Annotated in this window: 12 protein-coding genes and 1 pseudogene; 5 read left to right on the top strand and 8 right to left on the bottom strand. The window is 68.6% G+C overall.

What is annotated here, in order from left to right:
* Positions 1–38 precede the first annotated feature (38 nt).
* Positions 39–2,519 carry a DNA gyrase/topoisomerase IV subunit A gene (locus V7E09_RS03820; RefSeq protein ID WP_324509863.1) on the top strand — a complete coding sequence of 827 codons (2,481 nt, stop codon included), beginning with the start codon at positions 39–41 and terminating at the stop codon, positions 2,517–2,519.
* Between the two features lie 90 nt (positions 2,520–2,609).
* Here the strand turns inward: V7E09_RS03820 and V7E09_RS03815 are convergent, their stop codons facing one another.
* Complete coding sequence (locus V7E09_RS03815) at positions 2,610–3,131, bottom strand: beta-class carbonic anhydrase (RefSeq protein ID WP_324509864.1); 522 nt, start codon at positions 3,129–3,131, stop codon at positions 2,610–2,612.
* 24 nt (positions 3,132–3,155) lie between these two features.
* Positions 3,156–5,246, bottom strand: a complete 2,091-nt coding sequence (locus tag V7E09_RS03810) for a DNA gyrase/topoisomerase IV subunit B (protein ID WP_324523034.1) — start codon at positions 5,244–5,246, stop codon at positions 3,156–3,158.
* Between the two features lie 188 nt (positions 5,247–5,434).
* On the opposite strand from V7E09_RS03810, the gene V7E09_RS03805 reads away from it, so the two are divergent.
* Positions 5,435–5,626 carry a DUF7455 domain-containing protein gene (locus V7E09_RS03805; protein ID WP_324509868.1) on the top strand — a complete coding sequence of 64 codons (192 nt, stop codon included), beginning with the start codon at positions 5,435–5,437 and terminating at the stop codon, positions 5,624–5,626.
* A gap of 73 nt (positions 5,627–5,699) precedes the next feature.
* Here V7E09_RS03805 and V7E09_RS03800 read toward each other — a convergent pair whose 3' ends face one another.
* Positions 5,700–6,683 carry an LLM class flavin-dependent oxidoreductase gene (locus V7E09_RS03800; RefSeq protein WP_324509869.1) on the bottom strand — a complete coding sequence of 328 codons (984 nt, stop codon included), beginning with the start codon at positions 6,681–6,683 and terminating at the stop codon, positions 5,700–5,702.
* 41 nt (positions 6,684–6,724) lie between these two features.
* Between V7E09_RS03800 and V7E09_RS03795 the strand changes: the two genes are divergently transcribed.
* On the top strand, positions 6,725–7,261 hold the full coding sequence (locus V7E09_RS03795) for an O-acetyl-ADP-ribose deacetylase (protein WP_324523033.1): 537 nt from the start codon (positions 6,725–6,727) through the stop codon (positions 7,259–7,261).
* Positions 7,262–7,300: 39 nt separating this feature from the next.
* Here V7E09_RS03795 and V7E09_RS03790 read toward each other — a convergent pair.
* A pseudogene (locus V7E09_RS03790) lies at positions 7,301–8,611 on the bottom strand (RNA polymerase sigma factor); the annotation flags it as partial.
* Between the two features lie 161 nt (positions 8,612–8,772).
* On the opposite strand from V7E09_RS03790, the gene V7E09_RS03785 reads away from it, so the two are divergent.
* Together V7E09_RS03785 and V7E09_RS03780 are read left to right on the top strand one after the other, a co-directional pair.
* Entirely contained in the window at positions 8,773–10,902 is a 2,130-nt protein-coding gene (locus tag V7E09_RS03785; RefSeq protein WP_324511419.1) for a S9 family peptidase, read from the top strand.
* Positions 10,903–11,100: 198 nt separating this feature from the next.
* Entirely contained in the window at positions 11,101–12,054 is a 954-nt protein-coding gene (locus V7E09_RS03780; protein WP_442956833.1) for a sigma-70 family RNA polymerase sigma factor, read from the top strand.
* A gap of 91 nt (positions 12,055–12,145) precedes the next feature.
* Here V7E09_RS03780 and V7E09_RS03775 read toward each other — a convergent pair whose 3' ends face one another.
* The 4 genes from V7E09_RS03775 to V7E09_RS03760 all read right to left on the bottom strand — a co-directional run.
* A complete protein-coding gene (locus V7E09_RS03775) occupies positions 12,146–13,015 on the bottom strand; it encodes an acyl-CoA thioesterase (protein ID WP_324511420.1) in 870 nt (289 codons plus the stop codon).
* On the bottom strand, positions 13,002–13,904 hold the full coding sequence (locus V7E09_RS03770; RefSeq protein WP_324511421.1) for a PAC2 family protein: 903 nt from the start codon (positions 13,902–13,904) through the stop codon (positions 13,002–13,004). Before V7E09_RS03770 ends, V7E09_RS03775 begins: the two co-directional genes overlap by 14 nt.
* On the bottom strand, positions 13,897–17,718 hold the full coding sequence (hrpA, locus tag V7E09_RS03765; RefSeq protein WP_324523031.1) for an ATP-dependent RNA helicase HrpA: 3,822 nt from the start codon (positions 17,716–17,718) through the stop codon (positions 13,897–13,899). Before hrpA ends, V7E09_RS03770 begins: the two co-directional genes overlap by 8 nt.
* Before the next feature lie 46 nt (positions 17,719–17,764).
* Positions 17,765–18,438, bottom strand: a 674-nt coding sequence (locus tag V7E09_RS03760; RefSeq protein WP_324523030.1) for a prolyl oligopeptidase family serine peptidase, incomplete at its 5' end; no start/stop codon positions are given.

Raw genomic sequence — 18,438 nt, 5'->3', positions numbered from 1 at the left:
GGAGTGGCATCGCCCAGGGTGGGCCGCCACCGGTCACAATGACGGGTGGCAATCAGCGATATGGGGGACCTGTGGTAGCAAAGCCGCCGGTGGACGACGATGTGCAGGAGCTCATCACCGACATCGACGTCACCGAGGAGATGGAGACCAGCTTCCTCGAGTACGCGTATTCGGTGATCTACGCGCGCGCCATTCCGGACGCGCGCGACGGGCTCAAGCCCGTGCAGCGCCGCATCTTGTACTCGATGGATGAGATGGGCATCCGGCCCGACAAGGCGCACGTGAAGTGCGCTCGGGTCGTCGGCGATGTCATGGGCAAGCTGCACCCCCACGGAGACACCGCCATCTATGACGCGCTGGTGCGGCTGGGGCAGGACTTCGCCATGCGGCTGCCCGTGGTCGACGGCCACGGCAACTTCGGATCGCTGGACGCCGGCCCGGCAGCCATGCGCTACACCGAATGCCGGATGGCCCCCGCGGCGACGGCGATGACGAGCGAGCTCGACGAGGACACCGTCGACTTCCGGCCCAACTATGACGGCAAGATGAATGAGCCGGTCGTCCTCCCGGCCGCTTTCCCGAATCTGCTGGTCAACGGCTCGACCGGCATCGCCGTCGGCATGGCCACCAACATCCCGCCGCACAACCTGATCGAATGCGTCCAGGCCGTCAAGTACCTGCTGCAGCACCCCGCCGCCGAGGTGGAGGACCTGATGCGGTTCGTCCCCGGGCCGGACCTGCCCACCGGCGGGAAGATCGTCGGGCTGGACGGCGTCGCAGACGCCTACCGCGGTGGTCGGGGCTCCTTCAAGATCCGAGCGACCGCCCGGATCGAGCAAACCTCTCCGCGCCGCAAGGGCATCGTCGTCACCGAACTGCCCTACATGGTCGGTCCGGAGAAGATCATGGACCAGATCAAGACGCTGGTGCAGAACAAGAAGCTGTCCGGCATCGCCGACATCAAGGACCTCACCGATCTCGCCAACGGCACCCGGCTGGTCATCGAGGTCAAGAACGGCATCAACCCCGACGCGATGCTGGAGCAGTTGTACAAGCTGACCAAACTCGAAGACAGCTTCGGCATCAACATGGTCGCCCTGGTGGAGGGTCAGCCGCAGACGCTGTCGCTGCGCGACGCTCTCGTGGTCTACACCAACCATCGGCTGTCCGTGACGCTGCGACGCACGCGGTTCCAGCACCGCAAGGCGTCGGAGCGGCTGCATCTGGTGCAAGGCCTGCTCATCGCGATCGCCGACATCGACGACGTGATCGCGATCATCCGCGGGTCGGACGATGTCGCCCAGGCGCGAGCGAAGCTGATCGAGGTCTTCGAGCTGTCGGATGCGCAGGCCACCTACATTCTCGATCTGCAACTGCGCCGCCTGACCAAGTTCAGTCGGTTGGAGCTGGAATCAGAGCGCGACGACCTGCAGCGCCGCATCGACGAACTGGCGGCCATCATCGGCGACGATGCGCAGTTGCGTGCCGTCGTCGCCCGCGAGCTGGACGCGGTCGCCAAGACGTACGGGACGCCGCGCCGCACGGTGCTGCTCGCGGGCGCGGGCGCAGCCGTGAGCGCCGCGGGCCCCCTGGAGATCGCGGACGACCCCTGCGTCGTCATGCTGAGCTCGGCGGGGTTGCTGGCCCGCGCCGACACCGCCGACCCGATCCCCGAGGATGGTCGCCGGGCCCAGCACGACGTGATTGTGGCGGCAGTCCGCACCACGGCCCGCGGAGAGTACGGCGTGCTCACGTCGGCGGGGCGCGTCGTACGCGCACACGCCATCGAACTGCCCAGCGTCGTGGTGACCGCCAACGCGCCGAATCTGAAGGGGGGCGCCCGGGTCACCGAATTGTTGAACCTCGACAAGGGCGAGCGCGTCGTGGGACTGACGACGCTCAGCGAAGCCACGGCCGGGTGGGCGCTGGGGACGGCCAAGGGCGTCGTCAAGCGCGTGGTGGCGGAGATGATCGGCAAGGACTCATGGGAGATCGTCCGGCTCGAGCCGGGTGACGAGGTGATCGGTGCCCTCGAACTGGGCGACGATGCGGCTGAGCTGGTGTTCGTCACCTCCGACGCCCAGTTGCTGCACTTCCCCGCCTCCGTTGTGCGACCGCAGGGGCGTGCGGGCGGCGGCGTGGCCGGGATCAAACTCGCCACCGGCGCGAAGGTCGTGTTCTTCGGCGCGACCCCGGCTCAGGAGGCCGTCGTCGTGACGGTCTCCGGCTCCTCCGACGCACTCCCGGGAACCGAGGCCGGCCTGGTGAAGGTCGCCGACTTCGCCGAGTACCCCAGCAAGGGGCGCGCGACGGGCGGCGTGCGCTGCCACCGCTTCCTGAAGGGCGAAGATGCGCTGACGCTCGCATGGGTCGGGCTCGCTCCTGCCATCGCTGCGGCGGCGTCCGGAAGCCCGGTGGAGCTGCCGCCGGCCACCGGCCGCCGAGATGGCTCGGGGGATCCGCTTCCCCAGCCCATCACAGGGGTTGGTTCACGCGTGCTCCTCACACGCGGCGTGTAGCGACCCCCCATCCCAGCGGGACGCGAAGAGCAACCCCTGGCCTCGCAGAAACACGAGAGCCAGGTGGGAGACCTCGCCATCAGGACGCGGTCACAGGATCTGCTCCACCAACCCCGTCTCGACGTTGTAGAGGAAACCGCCCACCTCCGCGAACGGGCCGACGAGCGGGTTGCTGCGCACGGTCTCGACGTCCTCGCGCAGACGGCCCATCTGGTCGGGATCGACGCCGAAGCTGAAATCGTGTGCGTCAACGCCGGAGAGGTCGGTGATGGTGTCGCGTAGCTCCTCCTCGGTCACCGAGGCCGCCGCGCACAGCGTGTGCGGCACGATCAGGATCCGGTTGACCTTCAGCTTATGGACGCCCATGACCATCGCCGCCAGGGCCGGGTGGGTCAGGCGTCCGCCCGCGGTCCGGAGGATTTTCGCCTCGCCGACGCGTAGGCCGAACATCTCCAGCGGCTCCAGACGGGAGTCCATGCACGTCAGGATGAGGACGCCCTGGTGAGCGATTCCGTCGAACCCGTGCGGGAAGGAGATCGAGTAGCGCTTGTTCGCCGCCACCAGATCATCGAAGCCACGGGGGTGCTCCCCCACCGTCTCGGTCGTCGTCATGCCCGGTCCTTTCCGTGTCGTGCGCTACGCGTCGATGCGCTCGGCGTCCAGCGCGAACGCGCCTTCGATGATGAACTCCTTGCGCGGGGCGACATCGTTGCCCATCAGCTTCTCGAACGTGACCCGCGCCTGCTCCAACGACTCACCCTGCTCCACGGTGATCCGGCGAAGCTGCCGATGGCGAGGGTCCATGGTGGTGTCCTTGAGTTGGTCGGCGTCCATCTCCCCCAGGCCCTTGTAGCGCTGTGGCTCCTTGAACGCTACGCCCTTCTTCGTGAGCTCGGCCAGCTTCCGGTGGTACTCGCTCTCGGAGTAGGTGTAGACGTACTTCTCCTGCCCCTTGCGGGGTTTGCTCAGTTCGAACCGATGCAGCGGGGGCACGGCCGTGTAGACCCGGCCCGCCTCGATCATCGGGCGCATGTAGGTGAAGAAGAGCGTCGCCAGCAGGGTACGAATGTGCGCGCCGTCGGAGTCGGCGTCAGCCATGAAGATGATCTTGCCGTAGCGGCTCTGATCGGGATCGCAGGTCTTCCCCGAGCCCGCGCCCACGACCTGGATGATGGCCGCGCACTCCGCGTTCTTGAGCATGTCGGCCACCGAGGCCTTCTGCACGTTCAGGATCTTGCCGCGAATCGGAAGCAGCGCCTGAAACTCCGAGTTGCGGGCCAGCTTCGCCGTTCCCATCGCGGAGTCACCCTCGACGATGAACAGTTCGCTGCGGCTCTGGTCGGAGCTGCGGCAGTCAGCAAGCTTGGCCGGCAACGTGCTGGACTCCAGCGCCGTCTTGCGGCGCTGGTTCTCCTTGTGCGTGCGGGCCGCGACGCGCGTGCGTGACGCCGCCACCGCCTTCTCCAGGACGGCACGCGCCTGCGGCCGCTGCGTCGCCTTCTGGCTGGTGAGGAACTCCGTCAGCTCCGCCTCGACGATCCGCATCGCCAGGCGTGCCACGGGCGGGGTGCCCAGCACCTCCTTGGTCTGTCCCTCGAACTGGGGCTCGGCCAGCCGGACGGTGACGACGGCGGTCAGCCCTTCGAGGATGTCGTCTTTGAGGACCTCCTCGCCGGACTTCAGCAGGCGGCTCCCCTCCAGCGCCTTCGCGAACGCGCGCACCATCCCACGCTCGAAACCTTGCACGTGCGTACCGCCCTTGGGGGTGGCGATGATGTTGACGAACGACACCACCTTGGCGTCGTAGCCGTCGGACCAGCGCAGCGCGATGTCGACGTCGAGCTCACGCTCCACATCCGTAGGCGTCATGGCGCCCGCGGCGTCCAGCATCGGCACGGTCTCGGTGAACCGGTCGCTGCCCTGCAGGCGCAGGACGTCGGTGACGGGGTTGCCCTCGCTGAGATAATCGGCGAACTCCGAGATCCCGCCCTCGTGAAGATGCGTCTCGGTGTGCTCGTCTCCTGCGACGCGCCGGTCATCGACCGTGATTGCCAGGCCCGGCACCAGGAACGATGTCTGTCGGGCCCGTGCCGCCAGCTGGGTGCCCGACAAGGTGGCGTCCTTGAGAAAGATCTGCCGGTCGGGCCAGTAGCGGACGCGAGTACCGGTGACGCCCCGGCGCACTTTCCCGACCGCGCGCAACGTGTTGTCGGGGGTGAAGGAAGCCTCGGGCCCGGGGCCGTCGAACACGCCCGGGACGCCGCGCCGAAACGACATCGCCCAGGTGGCACCGTTGCGGTCGACCTCGACATCGAGGCGCGCACTCAAGGCGTTGACGACCGAAGCGCCGACGCCGTGCAGGCCACCGGTCGCGTTGTAGGACCCGCCGCCGAACTTGCCCCCCGCGTGGAGCTTGGTGAAGATCACCTCGACGCCCGACAGCCCCGTCCGTGGCTCGATATCGACCGGCATGCCGCGCGCCACATCGTTGACCTGCACCGACCCGTCGCCGTGCAGCACGACGGTGATCGACCGCCCGTACCCGGCGAGCGCCTCGTCCACCGCGTTGTCGATGATTTCCCACATGCAGTGCATCAGCCCGCGGGTATCGGTCGAGCCGATGTACATCGCGGGACGCTTACGGACGGCCTCGAGCCCCTCCAGGACGAGGAGATGACGAGCCTCGTACTCGCGGTTCTCGGGCTTGGCGGCGGCGGTCGAAGTCACTCCAGCACCCTACTGGGCGGCACCGACAGGGCGATGGCACCGCTCCGTGGGCACGTGACGATCCGGTGACACCGCCCGATACGGCCCCCGCCGCTTGATCCACTGAGGTAGCTTGCGTGCAAGGGAACAAAGGCCGGGGCATCCACGTTCTATCTGGTGACCTGACCCAACCGAGAAAGGAACGGCCCATGAGCACTTCGGTGATGGACGCACTGACCGCCGCGGATCGTTGTGACCGCTGCGGCGCGCAGGCCTACCTGCGGGTCACGATGCCTTCGGGCGGAGAGCTTTTGTTCTGCGCTCACCACGCACGCGCCCACCAGGACAAGCTGCAGCAGGTGGCCCTGAAGATTCAGGACGAGACCAACCGCGTGAACTGAGTCACGATACGAACTTTCCACCGCGACGAGGGCCCCGGCTGATGCCGGGGCCCTCGTGCGTCACGGCCGCACGTCAGCCCAGAACGGCCTCGAGCGTGGCCACCTTCGTGGCGACGTCGTGCGCGGTGGTGACCACCATCAGTTCGTCGACGCCCGTGCTGCTCACCAGGCGATCGAGTTCGGCGCGCACCTGCGCGGGCGTTCCGATGACCTTGGTCCCCTGCACATCGTCGCTGTCCAGAGCCGCCAGGCGTCGCTGCGCCTCCTCGGGAGTCTGGATGGGTTCGCGCACGTCGCGGCGCAGGTTGACCCATTGCAGGGCCGACGGGGCAGCCAGGTGCCGCGCCTCTTCCTCCGTCGCCCCGGCGATCACCGACGTGCACAGCATGCTGTGCGGGGACGCCAACCGGGATCCGGGCCGGAACCCCTGCCGGTACAGGGCGATGACGGACGTAGGGTCGAGTTGGCCGAAGTGTCCCGCGTAGGCGAAGCTCAAGCCGAGTTGAGCCGCAAGGCGGGCAGAGTAGTCCGACGATCCCAGGAGCCAAATCTCCGGATAGCTCGCGGCAGCAGGGGTGGCCTTGAGCGTGTGCCCCATCCCCGCGTGGACGCCATGGGGGCTCAGCCAGGCCTCCAACAGCCTGACATGCTCGGTGAACTCCTCGTGCCCCAGCCCCTCCTGATTGCGCCGCAGCGCCCAGGACGTGATGGGGTCCGCCCCCGGCGCGCGGCCCAGTCCCAGATCGATCCGCCCCGGGTGCAGCGCTTCGAGCATCGCGAACTGCTCGGCGATCACGTAGGGCGAATGGTTGGGAAGCATCACACCCCCCGACCCGACGCGGATGCGTTCGGTGCGGGCAGCGATGGCCCCGACCAGGACGGGCGGGTTCGTGGCGGCGACCGATGCCATGTTGTGATGCTCAGCGACCCAGAACCGGTGGGCACCCAACCCATCGGCGGCGCGCGCGAGATCGATGGTGGCGCCGAGCGCGTCGGCGGTGGTCGCCCCCGCCGAGACGGTCGCCAGGTCGAGAACGGAGACGGGAACGCTACTCATGCCCCGACCCTACGCGCTCGCTCGCGGAGCAGAATGGCCTCATGACGCGCCTGACCTGCCTGCTCGGCGACCTCACGCTCCAAGACGTGGACGCCGTCGTCAACGCCGCCAACTCCACGCTGCTGGGTGGCGGCGGTGTCGACGGCGCCCTCCACGCGGCGGCCGGCCCCCGGCTCCTGGACGCATGCCGTGCGCTGCGGGCCACCTCCTGGCCGGACGGGCTGCCCGTCGGGGCCGCCGTCGCGACCCCCGGATTCGACCTGCCCGCTCGCTGGGTCATCCATACCGTCGGCCCCAACCGGCACGTCGGGCAGACCGACCCCGCACAGTTGGCGTCGTGCTACACCGCCAGCCTGGATGTGGCCGTGGCAGTGGGGGCGCACACGGTCGCGTTCCCTGCGGTCGGCGCGGGCGTGTACGGCTGGGCGCCCGACGAGGCGGCACGCATCGCCGTCACCGCAGTGGCGGGGCATCCGACACCGGGGATCGAGGAAGTGCGGTTCGTCCTGTTCCATGCCCCCGTGGCTGCTGCCTTCGCCGCTGCGCTGCGAGCGCTGGAGATGCCCGGGCATGACTGAGCCCGGAACCGTCGACGGCTCCGGGCTCAGTGCTGGCGGTCAGTCCAGGTAGTCGCGCAGGACCTGCGAACGCGACGGGTGGCGCAGCTTGCTCATCGTCTTCGACTCGATCTGACGGATCCGCTCGCGGGTCACGCCGTAGACCTTGCCGATCTCGTCGAGGGTCTTGGGCTGGCCATCGGTCAGGCCGAATCGCATGGAGACGACGCCTGCCTCCCGCTCCGACAACGTGTCCAACACATCGTGCAGTTGCTCCTGCAGCAGCGTGAAGTTCACTGCCTCGGCGGGAACAACCGCCTCGGAGTCCTCGATCAGGTCACCGAACTCGGAGTCGCCGTCCTCGCCCAGCGGAGTGTGCAAGGAGATCGGTTCGCGACCGTACTTCTGCACCTCGACGACCTTCTCGGCCGTCATGTCGAGTTCCTTGGCCAGTTCCTCCGGGGTGGGTTCGCGACCCAGATCCTGCAGCATCTGCCGCTGCACCCGGGCGAGCTTGTTGATGACCTCCACCATGTGCACCGGGATCCGGATGGTGCGCGCCTGATCGGCCATGGCCCGGGTGATCGCCTGCTTGATCCACCAGGTCGCGTAGGTGGAGAACTTGTAGCCCTTGGTGTAGTCGAACTTCTCCACGGCGCGGATCAGGCCCAGGTTGCCCTCCTGGATCAGGTCCAAGAACAGCATGCCGCGACCCGTGTAGCGCTTGGCGAGGCTCACGACCAGGCGGAGGTTGGCTTCCAGGAGATGGTTCTTCGCCTGGCGACCGTCGGCGGCGATCCAGGTGAAGTCCTCCAAGTCTGCGGGCTTGACCTTGTCTTCGGTGATCGACTCGTCGGCGAACAGACCGGCTTCGATGCGCTTGGCGAGCGTGACCTCCTGCTCGGCGTTCAGCAGCGCCACCTTGCCGATCTGCTTCAGATAGTCCTTCACCGGGTCCGCGGTGGCACCGGCGGCCATCACCTGTTGCTCCGGCTCGTCGGCGTCGTCGGCATCCGACAACGAGAACCCCTCGTCCTCGTTGATCTTCTTCTCGTCCTTGGACGCTTCCTTGTGGTCGAACGCGTTCTCGTCGACCTCGTCGAGGGAGCGCTTCTTGCCCCCCACGGTCAGGACGACGTCGTTGCCCTCACGCTTGAAGGACACCTCGGTGACGCCCGACTGCAGCATGTCGGCCACGGTGGGCTCGGCTGCCTTCGCCTTGGACCGGCCACGTGCCGCAGGCTTGGCGGCCGGCGCCTTGCGGGTGCGCGGGGTGGTGCCCTCGGTCGCCTCCGACTCGGTTGCCTTCGCGCGGGACCGCGTGGTGGTCTTGGCGGTGGTGGACGCGCCGCTGGCGCTGCTTCGTGGAGTCACGTGGGGACCTCTCCTGGGCGTGACCGACCCGGGACTTGTCAATGGTCGGCGCATAGCCATTCTTCCACGGCCTGTGGTCGTACCCAAATGGGTGACCGGCTCAGACCGTCGTGGTACACGGCCCTGCGGTCTCTCAGACCCCGGCTACGCTGAAAGGCGTGCCCGAATCCAAGCTCACCGCCCCGGACGCGCCGCAGCGCCCGTACACGCGCACCGTCCATGGTGACGCGGTCCTCGATCCTTATCACTGGATGGCCGACAAGGCCGATCCGGAACTGATCGCGTACCTGGAGGCGGAGAACGCCTACACCGATCAGGAGACCGCCGGGCTCGACGGGGTCACCGAGGCCATCTACGAAGAACTGAAGGCGCGGACGAAGCAGACCGACCTGTCGGTGCCGACCCATGTCACCCACACCGATGGCACCAGCTACTGGTACTACTCGCGGACCACCGAGGGTCTCGACTACCCCCGCAGCTATCGCCTTCCCGCCACGTCGCGCGATGCCATCCCGGACGTGACCACCGCCCCGGCGGGCGAGGAACTCGTGCTGGACGCCCAGGCTCTGGCCGAGGGGCACGCCTTCTTCTCCATGGGTCTGGCCCAGGTCTCCCCCGACGGGCGTCGCCTGGCCTACTCGCTGGACACCTCAGGGGACGAGCGTTATGACCTGTGGATCACCGATCTGGCCACCGGTGAAACCCTCGACGGCCCCATCTCCGGGATCGGCGCCGGCGGGGCCTGGGCCGGAGCCGACTGGATCTTCTACACCCGCGTGGACGACGCGTGGCGTCCCCACCAGGTGTGGCGCCACCACCTCCTGGGCGACGAACCGGACGCGCTCGTGGCCGAGGAGCCCGATGAGCGCTTCTGGATCGGCGTCGACGACTCCCGCGATCACCGGTGGGTCCTCATCGAGTCCTCCTCGAAGCTCACCAGCGAAGTGTCCCTGCTCCCGGCCGCCGACCCGACGGCCACCCCCCGAGTGGTCGCCGACCGGGAACAGGGTGTCGACTACTCGGTCGAGGTGGCCCCCGACGGGCTCTGGATCCTCCACAATGCCGAGGCCCCCCAGTTCGCGCTCAGCCGGGCTCCGTTCTCCGCGACCTCGCGCGCGGAGTGGGAACTGGTCCTCCCCGAGGATCCCCGCCGTCGTCTGACGGGCGTCAGTGTCTACGAGCGCGCCATCGTCGTCGAGCACCGCACCGACGGACTGCCCGGTGTCCTCGTCTTGTCCCGGGATTCCGCCGGGAACGTGGGTCAGACCCTCGAGCTTCAGTTCGACGAAGTGCTCTACGACGTCGGCGCGGAGGAGGCCCCCGACTTCGACACCGATCGCTTCCGGTTCAGCTATGAGTCCCTGGTGACTCCCCCGTCGGTCTGGGAGTACCGCCTCGACACGGGTGATCGGCGGCTGCTGAAGCGCACCCCCGTCCTCGACGACCCGACGCGCGGCCCGTACGACCCCGACGCCTACGTCAGCGAACGGCTGTGGGCGACCGGTCTGGACGGAACCCGCATCCCGGTGTCGTTGGTGCGGCGTCGCGACACCCCGGTGGACGGCAGCGCGCCGGGTCTCCTCTATGGATACGGCGCCTACGAGGTTCCGACCATGCCCTACTTCGCCATGAGCCGGCTCAGTCTGCTGGATCGTGGTGTCGTGTTCGCGATCGCTCACGTGCGCGGAGGGGGCGAACTGGGGCGCCCCTGGTACGAAGGTGGCAAGGAGTTGACCAAGCCGAACACGTTCAGCGACTTCGTCGAAGCAGGTCGGCTGCTCATCGCCGACGGCCATGTCGCTGCGGACCGGCTGATGGCCGAAGGCGGCTCTGCGGGCGGTCTGCTCATGGGCGCCGCCGTGAACCTGGCCCCTGACCTGTTCCGTGCGGTGCACGCGGTGGTGCCCTTCGTCGACCCCCTCACCACCATCCTGAACCCCGATCTTCCGCTCACCGTCATGGAATGGGAGGAATGGGGCAATCCGCTCGCGGATCCGGATATCTACGCCACGATGAAGGGCTACTCGCCCTACGAGAACGTGCGGCCTGTTCCCTACCCGGCGCTCCTCATCACGACCAGCCTGAACGACACCCGGGTCGAGGTGACCGAACCCGCCAAGTGGACGGCTCGGCTGCGTGACACCGTCACCAACCCCGCCGATCGCCCCATCCTGCTGAAGACGGAGATGGTGGCCGGGCACGGCGGGGTGTCTGGCCGTTACAAGGCCTGGAAGGAGCGGGCCTTCCAACTGGCGTGGCTCTTGCACCAGGTCGGCATCGACGCCTGACCTTTGCCCCGCCGCGCGGTCTCGCGGCACAGGGGCATCGAAGCGCGGCGCCGGGCATCCCGACAGGGGAGGACATGGGCGTACGACCACGGTCTCGATTCGGGAGGCTTGGGGGGTGCTGAAGGCCCGTTGAGGGGGACGAGCGAACAAATCCGAGATCTTTCGCGTTGTACTGGGTGACGAACGAAAGGACGACGCATGATCTCCAGCGCACACCGCATTCGCTCTTCCGAAGGTATCGACGGGAAGGATTCCGTCGGCCTCTACCTCGACGGCATCGCCAAGACGCCGCTGCTGAGCGCGGAAGAGGAAGTGATGCTCGCCCGCCGCATCGAGGCCGGTCTGTACGCCGAGGGCATCCTCGCCGGGCAACTGACGCTCAAGGAGCGTGGCGGGCGCAAGGCCGTCAAAGCCACGCCCGAGGAACTTGAGACGCTGGCCGACGAGGGACGCCGCGCGATGAAGCAGTTCATCACCGCGAACCTGCGCCTCGTCGTGTCGGTGGCGCGCAAGTACGGACGCTCCCAGATGCCGCTGCTCGACCTGGTTCAGGAGGGAAACACCGGCCTCATCCGGGCCGTGGAGAAGTTCGACTACACCAAGGGCTTCAAGTTCTCCACCTACGCCACCTGGTGGGTGCGGCAGTCCATCAGCCGCGGCATCGCCCAGCAGAGCCGCATCGTTCGGCTTCCCGTCCACGTCGCCGAGCAGATCAACCAGGTCTCCGCCACCCGCCGCAACCTCGAGCGCAAGCTCGGCCGGGAGCCGGAGATCATCGAGATCGCCGATGAACTGGACCTCGAAGAGGAACGAGTCGTCGAACTGCTCCGTCTCGCCCGCGACCACGTGTCGCTGGACGCCCCCGTGGAGGAAGACGGCGACACGGCCTTGGGCGATCTGCTCGCCCGCGACACCACGCCCGGCCCCGACGAGGTCGTGCTGGATGCCGAGGATCGTGCCCGGCTCGATGACATGCTGGGCAACCTCGATCCGCGCTCGGCCGACGTCGTCCGTCGCCGGTACGGCTTGATGGATGGCCGCCAGGCGAAGCTCGCCGACATCGCCAGCGTGTGGGGCATCACGGCGGAGCGGGTGCGGCAGATCGAACGTCAGGCCATCGCGAAGCTGCGCACCACCCAGATCGCAGCCTGACAGGCACCACGGCGCAACCCGGGCTTCACGCACTCACCCTTCAGATAGCGACGGGGCCGGATCCTCGGATCCGGCCCCGTCGCGCGTCTTCTCACACCAGGCCGTTGCGGGGACGCGCGTCCGCCATCCGGATCAGCCCCTCCTGCACGGCATGAGCGCCCAAGGTGCCGTCGTGGGCGAACAATGAGCCCATCGAGAAGCCGAGGGCGTTGTTGGCGTCCGGAGATACCTGGTCATACAGCACCCAACGGTCGGCGCGGATGGGCCGGTGGAACCACATCGAGTGATCGATGGTCGCCATCTGCAGGCGGGGGGATCCGAATGCTTCCGGATGGGCCAGCGTGCTGACCGCCAGCAGTGTCAGGTCGGAGGCATAGGCGAGCACCATCTGGTGCAGCCGCGGATCCTCCGGCATCTCCCCCACCGCCCGGAACCAGATCTGCAGCCGCGGATCCTCCCCTCCGGCGTCCTCGGTCCCGCGGATGTAGCGCGTGTCCAACGAGGCCCACTCGCGTTCCCAGACCTCAGCGGTGCGCGGCGACAGGGCGCCCAGCACCGTCGACAGCGGCGGGCAGGCGGCAGGTTCCGGCACGCCTGCGGGGGCCGCTGTCGCGTGCTCCAGACCATCTTCGGCGACCTTGAAGGACGCGGACATCACGAAGATGTCCTGCCCGCCTTGCGACGCCACCACGTTGCGGGAGGAGAACGAGCCTCCGTCCCGCGTCCGCGCGACGGTGTACTGGATGGGGGCCGACGTCGTCCCGGGACGCACGAAGTAGCTCTTCATGGAGTGCGCCAGCCGATCCTCCTCCATCGTGGCGTACATGGCGTGCAGGGCCTGCCCCATCACCTGCCCGCCGAAGACGCGCTGAAGATCGGTGTCCGGGTTCTCGCCTACGAAGACGTCGGGCGCCACGCGCGCGACGTTCAGGAGGTCGAGGACCTGATCAATGTGATCCACCCGGATCCCCTTCGTCGTCGTGCTCGGCCAAGAAGCGCTCGATCGCCGCACCGATCTCATCGGCGGACGGCACCGAACGGCCGCCGCCGGCCACCAGGTCGTCGTACTGTTCCTCCAGCGCGGTGACAAGAGGGCCAAGTTCACCGTCGCCGGACACCTCACCCTCCAGTTGAGCCAGGGTCGATAGGGAACGCGCAGCGAGATCACCTGGCGGGAGCGCCAGTCCGGTGGCCTCGCGGATCCGCTCCAAAACGGCGAGGGCTGCCGGGGCGTAGGTGCCCGCGGCGAGGTAGTGCGGCACGTGCGCCACGAACCCCCGTGCGAACAGGCCCCGGCGGCCAGCCAGGAACTCCAAGGCAGCGGAGAAGCTGCCCGGCACCGTCACCCGGTCGATCCACACCGGGTTCCCGGGCGCGCGGTCTGGGTCCGTGGCATGACCGGTGACCAACGTGGGGCGGGTGTGCGGCACCGCCATCGGGATCCCGTGCACGGTCACGAGTTCGGAGGCACCGAGGTCCTCTGCAAGATCCAGCACCGCTGACAAAGTTGCGCGCCAGCGCATATCGGGTTCCGGACCGGTGAGCAGCAGGAAGGCCCGGCCCTCCGCGTCGGTGGCCCGCGACAACACCAGGTCGGGGTCGTCCATCTCCAGCCAGGTGTTCTGGTCGAAGATCATCTGCGGGCGGCGTGAGCGATAGTCATGCAGCGCGTCGTGGTCGAACCGTGCCAACGGCTCCAGCGGGCCCAGGCCCTCAAGGGCCTCCCGCACCTGATGCCCCACTTGGCCCGCGTCGATGTAGCCCTCGAGAAGGTGCACCAGGATCGGCCGGGTACCGAGCACACTCGCCCGCACCGCCGGATCAACCGCGTACAGATCCCCCTCAGCCATGCCCGCCACTGTAGCCGGACCCCGACCGGCTCAACGCCGCGATAGCGGCCCGCACCCGCTTGGCCGACACGGACTGCGCCGTCCCCAAGGACTGGGCGAACAGGCTGACCCGCAACTCCTCCAGCAACCAGCCGACCTCGACGGCGTCGGCGGGGAGTTCGCCCACCGGGTAGTGCGCGATCGCCGCGTCGTACCCCTCCTCGAGCGCGCTGATCGTGTCCATGTGCTGGCGTTCGCGTGCCGGATGGGACTGCCAACCGTCCACCCGGACCTGCAGGGCGTGCAGGTAGCGGTCGATCCGAGTGAAGTGGGGCTCCGGGGTGGCGGCGACGAAGCCGGGGAACACGAGGTTGTCGAGTTGCGCCCGGGCATCCGCGGCGCTCGGGCCCGCCTGGTTGCCCACCGCGGCCCGGATCGCCGAGGCGCGCGCCAGGATCGACGCCGCCAGCTTGGTCACTGCCTGCATCCGGTCGGCCACGTCGGGTCGGACGGCGTCCTTGGCGGCGACGTAGGCTGCGGGATCGCGCACCGCGTCGGGATCGATGCGGTGCGCAGCGAGCTGGTCGGCGATGGCGCGCAGGCGGGCGTCCGCCAGCAGCGCCTGCACCGAGGCGTATGGCCCCGACGACAGGGCGATCTTGTCGGTGTTGGACAGCCGGGAGAACACCGAACGAGTCGGGTCGGGACTGTCCACCGCGATCAGCCGTCGAAGCCCCAGCGCCTGCCAGCGCGTGGCCTGCTCCACCGTGTTGGCGACCTTGACCCCAACCTTGTCGCCCTCATCCACGAGGGCCGGATAGCCGACCAGCGGGGTGCCGCGGCGGGCCACCTCCGCGGTCGCGGGGAGTCTCCCGAAGACCCAGGTGGTGGCGCCGGCGTGCGCCAGCCCGGCGGCGTCGGCGTTGAGGTGCCGGCTCAGCTGAGGGGCGTGGGCTCGGCGCAACGAGTCGTAGTCCTTCCCCTCAGCCAGTGTTCGAGGGCCGTCGGTGATGACGTAGCGCACACGCAGATGCTCGGGCAGCGCAGCCAGCGAGAACAACGACGCGGGCACCGGCTCCCCCGACAAGGCTCCCAATGCGGCCGCGAAAGCGTCGGGGAACGGGCGCTGATCCCATTCGGCTCGTCCCTCCAGCCAGACCAGGGCGCGCCGGGCCCAGTCCGGGGCCGGGACGAAGCGGATGCGGACGCTCTTGGGCAGCGCACGGATGAGTTCGGTCGCAAGTTCGGCGCGCAACCCGGGTACCTGCCAGGTGAACGGCGCGTCCTCGACCTGGTTCAACACGCTGACGTCGACCTCGACGCTGACGCCGTCGCGACCGGCTCCCGGATCGAAGGCATACGTGACGGGCAGTTCGGCCGGTCCGACGCTCCACGAGTCGGGGAACTCGCTGACGTCCAGCGACGACAGGTCCTCGATCAGGTCGTCGACCCGGAAGTCGAGGAAGCGGTCGTCCTCGCGGCGCTTGTCGCGCCACCACCGGTCGAAGGCGGCGACTGAGGTGATGCTCGACGGCACGCGCCGGTCGTAGAAGGCGTAGATGGCGTCGTCGTCGGCGGCGATGTCGCGCCGACGGGTGCGCTCCTCGAGTTCCTCGGCCTCGGCCCGGGCCCGCTGATTGCGGGCGAAGAAGTGGTGACGGGTCCGCCAGTCGCCCTCGACGAGTGCCGAGCGCAGGAAGATCTCCCTGGCGACCACCGGATCGACGCGGGAGTAGCCGATCGTCCGGCCCGCGACGATCGGCACCCCCAGCAGCAGGACGCGCTCCTCGGCCACGGCCTGTCCGCGGGACGCCGACCAGTGTGGCTCGCCGTACTGGTGGACGAGCAGGTGGGCGCCGACCTCTTCGACCATGTCTGCGGAGATGGGCGCCACGGTGCGCGCCCATAACCGGCTCGTCTCGACCAGTTCGACCGTGGTGACCAACGGAGGTTCGGCCTTCGCGGCCGCCGAGCCCGGCTGGATCGCGTACCGTGCACCGCGAGCCGCCCGGTACTCGGCCAACGGGCGGCGACCACGCCGTGCGGGGGCCGCCGGTTCGCGTGCCGTCTCCTTGAGCCCGACGTGCGACAGCAGGCCAGCCAGCGCCGCCGTGTGGACGGCGTCCCAGTCCGGCTCGGAGCCGGTGCCCACCGCGTGCCCCCGTCGCGGGCCATCGCCCCGACCCAGGTGGAGCTCCTTGCTGATGTCGCGGAGTTGGGTCGTGAGGTCCTGCCATTCGCGGAATCGGAGGAAGTGCAGGTACTCATCGCGGCACATCCGCCGGAAGGCGTTGCCGGACAGTTCCTTCTGCTGTCCACGTAGGTAGCGCCACAGCCGCCAGGTGGCAGCCAGATCGGAGGCGTCGCGTTCCTTCCCCTCCGTGTCCACTGGCAGCCAGAAGCGTCGATGCGACGCGTCGGCCTCGGCCTGGTGCTCGGTCGGGCGTTCGCGCACATCGGGGATCGCGAGGGCGGCCACGATGGGCACCATGACGTCCGAGACGTCGCGCCGGGAGGCCTCCACCAGCATGCGGCCCAGCCGCGGGTCGACGGGCAGCCGGGCGAGCAGGCGTCCGGTCGTCGTCAGCCGCTGACCGGACGAGCCGTGGGTATCGGACTCCTCCAGGGCACCCAGTTCGCGCAGCAGCCGCAGGCCGTCACGCACCTGGCTGCGGTCGGGCGGCTCCACGAACGGGAACTCCTCGATGGGCCCGAGCTTCGCGTCGGCCATCTGCAGGATGACGCTGGCCAGGTTGGTGCGCAGGATCTCCGGTTCGGTGAACTCCGGGCGGGCGGCGAAGTCATCCTCGCTGTAGAGCCGGATCGCGATCCCTGGCCCGATACGACCGCACCGCCCCGCGCGCTGGTTCGCCGAAGCCTGAGAAATCTCCTCGATGGGCAGTCGCTGCACCTTGGTGCGCGCCGAGTACCGGCTGATCCGTGCCAGCCCCGGATCGACCACCGAGCGAATCCCGGGGACGGTCAACGACGTCTCGGCGACGTTGGTGGCCAGCACGACCCGCATGCCGGAGTGCTGCGTGAACACCTTGTCCTGCTCCGCCGCCGACAACCGGGCGTACAACGGCAGCACCTCGGTGTGGGGCAGTTTGAGGGCGGTGATCGCGTCGGCGGCGTCGCGAATGTCGCGCTCCCCGGAGCAGAACACCAAGATGTCACCGTCGCCCAGGGCGTGGAGTTGCGTCACGGCCCGCGCTATCCCCTCGACCAGATCATCAGGCCCGGCCAGCGGTTCATACAGCAGTTCGACCGGAAACGTGCGACCCGACACCTCGATCACGGGGGCGTCGTCGAAGTGAGCGCTGAACCGCGCGGTGTCGATCGTCGCCGAGGTGATGATGACCTTCAGGTCGGGGCGTCGCGGCAGCAGCTGTTTGAGATAGCCGAGCAGGAAGTCGATGTTGAGTGATCGCTCGTGGGCCTCGTCGATGATGATCGTGTCGTAGCCGCGTAGATCCCGGTCGTGGGCGATCTGAGCGAGCAGGATCCCGTCGGTCATCAGCGTGAGTGCGGTCTGCCTGCCGACCTGGCGGGTGAATCGCACCTGATAGCCGACGACCCCGCCCAGGTCGACCCCCATCTCGTGCGCGATCCGGGTGGCGACCGAACGGGCCGCGATCCGCCGCGGCTGGGTGTGGGCGATCCTCGTCCGACCCGCCGCCAACGCGATCTTCGGCAACTGGGTGGTCTTGCCGGAGCCGGTCTCCCCCGCCACCACGATCACCTGATGCGCCGCCAGGGCGGCGCTGATCTCCTCGACGGCCCCGCTGATCGGCAGGGACGGGTCGAAGGTGAGCGTGGGTGTGGTGGCAGACATCGGCATTCTATTCTAGGGGCCGATGGGGCCTTGCTCCCAGGCGCGATCAGCGGCCGGGTTCCTCAGGCCGCAGCCCGGTGTGTTCGGCGGCGAAGGTGAGCACGTCGGCCCACTCGGCGGAGATCTGGGCGGTGGGCTTACCCGCGCCATGACCGGCGGCGGTGTCCACCCGCAACAGCACCGGCGCCGCCCCGGCTTGGGCGGCCTGGAGCGCTGCGGCGAACTTGTAGCTGTGCAGCGGCACCACCCGGTCATCGTGGTCCGCGGTGGAGACCAGCGTCGCCGGATACCGCACGCCGGGCGAGACCCGATGCAGCGGCGAATATGCGTACGCAGTCGCGAAGCCTTCCGGGGTGTCCGGGTCGCCGTAGTCGCTGATCCAGGCCGCCCCGATGGTGAACCGGTGGAAGCGCAGCAGATCCAGGACGCCGACGCTGGGCAAGGCTGCGGCGAACAGGTCAGGCCGCTGCGTCAGGAGTGCCCCGACCAGCAGACCCCCGTTCGAGCGGCCGTGGACGGCTAACTGGGCCGCCGTGGTTGTGCCGGCGTGGATGAGGTCCTCGGCGACGGCGATCGCGTCGTCGAACACGTTCTGCTTCGCGTCCAACCGCCCCTGGTCGTACCAGGAGGTGCCGTATTCCCCGCCCCCGCGCAGGTTGGCCAGGGCGAGCGCTCCCCCGGCCTGGAGCCAGGCAGCCCAGCCCGGCCGATAGTCGGCCA

It is taken from the genome of Propioniciclava sp. (assembly GCF_036744435.1).
Taxonomy (GTDB): domain Bacteria; phylum Actinomycetota; class Actinomycetes; order Propionibacteriales; family Propionibacteriaceae; genus Propioniciclava.
This window is presented reverse-complemented; position numbering and strand designations above follow the sequence as displayed.